The sequence below is a fragment of the Xanthomonas populi genome, from assembly GCF_002940065.1.
GTDB lineage: Bacteria > Pseudomonadota > Gammaproteobacteria > Xanthomonadales > Xanthomonadaceae > Xanthomonas > Xanthomonas populi.
Genome location: NZ_MDEJ01000176.1, coordinates 1 through 6,502, shown reverse-complemented (window position 1 = coordinate 6,502; position 6,502 = coordinate 1). Strand labels below are relative to the sequence as shown.

Annotated in this window: 3 protein-coding genes and 1 other RNA gene; 3 read left to right on the top strand and 1 reads right to left on the bottom strand. The window is 62.7% G+C overall.

Going from position 1 to position 6,502, the window contains the following annotated elements; genetic code table 11:
• Positions 1–111: 111 nt before the first annotated feature.
• Positions 112–1,431 (bottom strand): MFS transporter, encoded by a 1,320-nt coding sequence (locus tag XpopCFBP1817_RS18740; RefSeq protein WP_128418265.1) that lies wholly within the window; start codon positions 1,429–1,431, stop codon positions 112–114.
• A gap of 267 nt (positions 1,432–1,698) precedes the next feature.
• Between XpopCFBP1817_RS18740 and XpopCFBP1817_RS18735 the strand changes: the two genes are divergently transcribed.
• The 3 genes from XpopCFBP1817_RS18735 (at position 1,699) to XpopCFBP1817_RS18725 (ending at position 6,252) form a co-directional block, all read left to right on the top strand.
• A complete protein-coding gene (locus XpopCFBP1817_RS18735) occupies positions 1,699–4,152 on the top strand; it encodes a TonB-dependent receptor (protein WP_167393978.1) in 2,454 nt (817 codons plus the stop codon).
• Between the two features lie 81 nt (positions 4,153–4,233).
• Positions 4,234–4,310, top strand: a non-coding RNA gene (locus tag XpopCFBP1817_RS18730) — sX9 sRNA.
• A gap of 22 nt (positions 4,311–4,332) precedes the next feature.
• A complete protein-coding gene (locus tag XpopCFBP1817_RS18725) occupies positions 4,333–6,252 on the top strand; it encodes an alpha-amylase family protein (RefSeq protein ID WP_128418263.1) in 1,920 nt (639 codons plus the stop codon).
• Positions 6,253–6,502 lie beyond the last annotated feature (250 nt).

The window sequence follows — 6,502 nt, the reverse complement described above, 5'->3', positions numbered from 1 at the left end:
GTCAGCTCAACACCAGCTTGCAGATGATCCACCTGGCGTTCCTGGCGTTGCTGCTTAGAAGACTTTGAACAGGCTCTGAGCAACCATGCATCGCCAGTACGCTCCAACCCGCTACACCACCGCAGCGTTCGGCTTGCGCAGCCGCACGCACAACATCGCCACCGCCGCGGCCAACATCAGCGCGCCTGCAAGACGGATCACATTGCGCGGGTCGCCGTGCAACAACGGTTCGTAATACAGCGGCAAGGTGACGATCTGGATCAGCATCGGCAGCACGATGAACAGATTGAACAAGCCCATGTACACGCCGGTGCGCTCGGGCGGAATGCTGTCGGCCAGCATCAGATATGGGTTGCCCATCATGCTGGCCCAGGCCAGCCCAATACCGATCATCGGCAGCAGCATCAACCAACGATCCTGGATGCCCGGCAACACCCACATGCCAATCCCGGCCGCGACCAGACAGGCCGCATGCGTGTATTTGGGGCCGAAGCGGCGCACCACCGGCACCATCGCAAAAGCCGCCAGAAACGCGATGAAATTGTAGAACCCGCCAATCTGGCCGTTGACCAGCCCCGCCTCCCGGAAGCCATGCGAGTTGGCTTGCGTGGTGCCGAACAACGTGGTCGACAGCGACAGCACGATGTATTGCCAGTAGCAAAAAATCCCGTACCACTGGAACAACATCACCGGCGCGAGCTGACGCATGGTCGGCGGCATCGCGCGCAAGGCACGGTAGATTTCGCGCACCGTCGCGCCCAGGCCTGCACCGGTCTGCCGCATGCGTGCAATCTCTGCAGGCGCAAGCACCGGCTCGCGCACGCTGCGCGCAGTGAGCAGAATCGAGGCGGCCGAAAACCCCGCACCGATCACGAACGCGGCGATGGTGACATAGGGAATATGGTGCGCATTGGCGGCGTCCTGATTCATGCCCATCCACACCAGCAAGGGCGGGGTGAGATAGGCCAGCGTCTGCGCAAGACCGGTGAACGCGCTTTGAGTAAGATAGCCAAGCGGCCGCTGCGGTGGCGCTAGCACATCGCTCACCAAGGCACGGTACGGCTCCATCGCCACGTTGTTGGCGGCGTCCAGGATCCACAGCAGGCATACCGCCATCCACAACGCTGTGCTGAACGGCATCGCCAGCAGGCACAGGCTGCACACCAGCGCGCCCAGCACCATGTACGGCATGCGCCGGCCCCAGCGGGTCACCGAGCGGTCGCTCCACGCGCCCACGAACGGCTGCAGCACCAGCCCGGTGATTGGCCCCGCCAGCCACAGATATGGCAGGCTGGCGTGGTCGGCGCCCAGATAGTTGTAGATCGGGCTCATGTTGCTCTGCTGCAACCCGAAGCTGTATTGCACGCCAAAGAACCCGGCGTTGAGCGCCAGGATGAGTGCGAAGGAAAGCGGCGGAGCGGTCAACGACATGCAAGATCCTGAGATTGGGTGCGGCTATCAGTAGCCGCAGCGAACTGTATCATGACGCTGATGCAATCGATTGTAACGCTGCGCCGCAAAACGCTTCCGATTTGAACAAAATGCGTTTCTATCTAGTGTAAAATTGCTGCAGCGCACGATTGCAATCGATTGTATTACAGCGTATTAATGCGCTCGCACTGCAGGCCACACGGCCACTCCCTGGGAGGAGACGATGCAGACGTCGGCACACCACCATCTGTGAGAGAGAGAACCGCAATGTCCACTTTGCACACCCTGCGCCTGCATGCCCTTGCCTGCGCGGTCGCCTCCTGCCTCTGCGTGCCTGCCGCGCTGGCGCAGGACGCCGCCAGCGCACCCACCACCCCGCCGGCCGCCGACAGCGCCGCGGTCAATCTGGATTCGGTGTTCGTCACCGGCACCTCCACGGCTACCACCAAATTGAAGTCCAGCGTGTCGGTCAGCACCGTGGGCGCCGAGGCGATCGAACAATCGGCACCGCGCAGCACCGCTGAAATCTTCCGCAACATCCCCGGCATCCGCTCCGAATCCAGCGGTGGCGAAGGCAACGCCAACATCGCCGTGCGTGGCCTCCCCGTCGCTTCCGGCGGCGCCAAATTCCTGCAGCTGCAAGAAGACGGTTTGCCGGTGATGGAGTTCGGCGATATCGCCTTTGGTAATTCGGACATCTTCCTGCGTTCGGATTTCACTCTCGACCGCATCGAAGCCATTCGCGGCGGCTCGGCCTCCACCTTCACCAGCAATGCGCCCGGCGGCATCATCAATTTCATCAGCAAGACAGGCGACACCGCAGGCGGCAGCGTCGGCGTGAGCCGCGGTCTGGATTACGACAGCACGCGCGTGGACTTCAACTACGGCGCACCGTTCGCCGAGCATTGGCAGTTCAACATCGGCGGCTTCTTCCGCCAGGGCGATGGCGTGCGCGACGCCGGCTACACCACCGAAAAGGGTGGCCAACTCAAGGCCAACCTCACACGTCTGTTCGAGAACGGCTACGTGCGTGTGTACGGCAAATACCTCAACGACCGTGCAGCCGGCTATCTGCCGGTGCCGACCTCCGTACGTGGCCGCGATGGCTCGCCGGACCTGGGCGGCTTTGCCGGTTTCGATCCAGGCAACGACACCTTGTACAGCCGCAATTTTCGCAGCGACGTGGGCCTGGATGGCAACAACCAGCCGCGCCGCACCGACCTGGGCGACGGCATGCACCCGATCTCGCGCACCCTCGGCGCCGAGGCCTTGTTCGACCTGGGCAACGGCTGGAGCCTGAGCGAGAAGTTCCGCATCGCCGACAACAGCGGCCGCTTCGTCAGCCCGTTTCCGGCCGAAGTCACCGATGCCGCATCGCTGGCATCTTCCATCGGTGGCGCCGGCGCGCAACTGGTGCAGGCCAGCGGCCCCGACGCCGGCCAGGCTTACACAGGTAACGCGATCCGTACGCATCTGTTCAACGTGGCGATCAACGACCTGGGCAACGTCACCAACGACCTCAGCGTCTCGCGCGCGTTCGACGGCGACGACCGCACGCTCACCCTGCGCATGGGCTACTACAGCTCGCGCCAGACCATCGACATGGACTGGACCTGGAACTCCTACGTGCAGAGTCTTGGCCGCGATTCGCGCCTGCTCAACGTGGTCGATGCCGGCGGCGTGTCCCGCTCGCAAAACGGTTTATATGCTTACGGCACGCCGTTCTGGGGCGATTGCTGCATCACCCGCAGCTACGACGTGCGCTACGACGTCAATGCACCCTATGTCGCGCTCACCTTCGACAGCGGCAAGTTCAGCATCGATGGCAGCCTGCGTTATGACATGGGTGATGCACGCGGCACGTATTCCGGCACCGCGATCGCGCAGAACCTGGACGTCAACGGCGATGGCGTGATCCAGCCGGTGGAACAGCGCGTGGCCACGGTCGATACCGCCAACGCGCGGCCGGTGGATTACGACTGGAATTACCTGTCGTATTCGTTGGGCAGCAATTATCTGATCAACGATGACCTGGGCGCGTTCGCCCGCATCAGCCGCGGCGCACGCGCCAATGCAGACCGCCTGCTGTTCGGCGTGATCCGCGACGACGGCTCAGTCTCCTCCGATGAAGGCGTCAACGTGGTCCGCCAGGCCGAAGCAGGTCTGAAGTGGCGCCGTGACGGGCTGAGCCTGTTCGCCACTGCGTTCTCCGCACGCACCCAGGAACAGAACTTCGAAGTCACCAGCCAGCGCTTCTTCAACCGCAGCTACCAGGCGCACGGCGTGGAGCTGGAAGCCAGTTACCGCTACGAAGGGTTCACCGTCAACGGCGGCGTGACCTGGACCGATGCGGAGATTTCCAGCGACCAGATCACCCCGGGAAACACCGGCAATGTGCCGCGCCGCCAGGCCGACTTCGTCTGGCAGCTCACGCCCAGCTATCGCGGCGACGGCTATCAGTTCGGCGTGAACCTGATCGGCACCACCGATGCCTACACCCAGGATTCCAACCAGCTGAAGATGCCGGGCTATACGCAGGTGAACCTGTTCGGCGACTACCGCGTGACCGATTCGCTCACCGTTGCGCTCAACGTCAACAACCTGTTCAACACGTTTGGCCTGACCGAAGCCGAGGAAGCCACCATTCCGGCCAATGGCATCATCCGCGCGCGCTCGATCGCCGGCCGCACCACCAGCATCAGCGTGCGCTACGACTTCTAAGGACCCTCGCCAAACCTAAGAGCGACGAACAAAACGACTGCGCTCACCGCCAAGCGGACGAAGCAGGTACTCGGCATCGGCATGTACCACTCGTACACTCCGGTTCCTCCGCGGCGTCCGCGCCCAGCTGACGACCGCTCGCTGCGTTTTGTTTAGCCGTTCCAAGCCCGGCGCTTGCCAATGAGCAACTTCACCATCGATTTCACTGCATTACGCGCAGCCTTTACCGCGCCATTGGATGCGCAGCGTGCCGCCGCGCTGCTGCCGCGCTTCGATCAGCATGCAGCGCGCCTGCTGGATGCCTTGCATTCGCTTTACGGCCAACGCCCCGACTATGCGTCCTGGTTGACGCAGTGGTTGAGCGCGCTCGGCAACACTGCGCAACAACGCCCGCTGGCACTGCAACAGCTCGACACCGCGCGCACGCCCGGCTGGTTTGGCGAGCAACAGATGCTGGGCTACAGCGCCTACGTGGACCGCTTCGCTGGCACGCTGCAAGGCGTGGCCGAACGCGTGCCGTATCTGCAGGAACTGGGCGTGCGCTATCTGCACTTGCTGCCGTTTCTGCGTGCACGCGCAGGCGATAACGATGGCGGCTTTGCGGTCAGCGATTACGGCCAGGTAGAACCGAGCCTGGGCAGCAACGACGATCTGCTCGCACTCACCGCGCGTCTGCGTCAGGCCGGTATCAGCCTGTGCGCGGATTTTGTGCTCAACCATACCGCCGACGATCACGCCTGGGCGCAGTCCGCGCGGACGGGCGACGCACGCTATCTCGATTACTACCATCACTTTGCAGATCACGCCCTGCCCGATCAGTACGAAGCCACGCTGGGGCAAGTGTTTCCGCATACCGCACCCGGCAACTTCACCTGGGTTGACGACACCGCGCACTGGATGTGGACCACGTTCTATCCCTATCAATGGGATTTGAACTGGAGCAATCCGGCGGTGTTCGGCGAGATGGCACTGGCAATGCTGCAGCTGGCCAATCTGGGTGTCGAAGCGTTTCGCCTGGATTCCACCGCGTATTTATGGAAGCGCCCCGGCACCGATTGCATGAATCAACCCGAGGCGCACACCTTGCTGGTAGCGCTCCGCGCGGTCACCGATATGGTTGCGCCCTCAGTAGTGATGAAGGCCGAAGCCATCGTGCCGATGACCCAGCTGCCACCCTACTTCGGCAGCGATGCGCACCAGGGACACGAATGCCATCTCGCCTATCACAGCACACTGATGGCGGCCGGCTGGTCGGCCTTGGCGCTGCAACGCGGCGACATTTTGCACAACGTCATCGCGCATAGCCCACCGTTGCCGCACAACTGCGCGTGGCTCAGCTATGTACGCTGCCACGACGATATCGGCTGGAACGTGCTGCAGCACGAAGCCGCCGGCAATACCGAACAGCCGCCGTTTTCGTTACGCGCTGTCGCGCGCTTCTATGCCAACGATGTACCAAGTAGTTACGCGCGCGGCGAAAGTTTCCAGAGCAGCGGCGATGGCGTGCACGGCACCAACGGCATGGCCGCTGCGTTGGCGGGTATCCAGGCCGCGCAGGATGCGGGCGATGCGGCGGCGCTGGACACTGCGGTGGATCGACTTGTGTTGCTCTATGCGATCGCACTGGCGATGCCGGGCGTGCCGTTGATCTATATGGGTGACGAACTCGCATTACCTAACGACATCAGCTATCGCGGCGACCCGCACCGTCAGCACGAAGGCCGCTGGTTGCATCGCCCGGCGATGGATTGGCAGCTTGCCGCGCAGCGCACTGATGCAGAAAGCTTGGGCGGCAAGGTGTATCGCCGGCTGCGTGCGTTGATCCGGCAACGTGCTGCACTTCCCGCACTTGCTGCCGATCAGGCGCTGGGCAGTGTTGCGTTGGGCGATCCGCGACTGTTTGCGTTGACGCGTGGCGACAACTTTCTGGCAGTGCATAACTTCGGCGACCAACCGCGAACGGCAAAGCTTCCGGCGAGTGGCGTCGATCGATGGAAGCTGCTGAGCGATGGCACTGATGCGATTGCCCAATCGCTGAGCGACGACATGCGCCTCGTGCTTCCAGCTTATGCGGTGCGCTGGTTGGAACGTATTGCCTGAACGGTATGGGGCAGTTCTGAAGCGCACTGTCAGAGCGGATGATTGCTGCCTGACTGCAGGGCCCTTGCCCGCCCACCATCGCGGAACACGCCGCAAATACGTCCATGTCGGCTCTTTGGAAGCATCCATACTGCCAAAGAGCCCGCGATGGTGGGCGGACAAGGACCAGTCCGGATCTGAGGTATCCCCACGTTTTTCAGCCCATGACCATCTGGTTGTAGACGTGTTCGGGCAGTGTGCGTAATCGCTC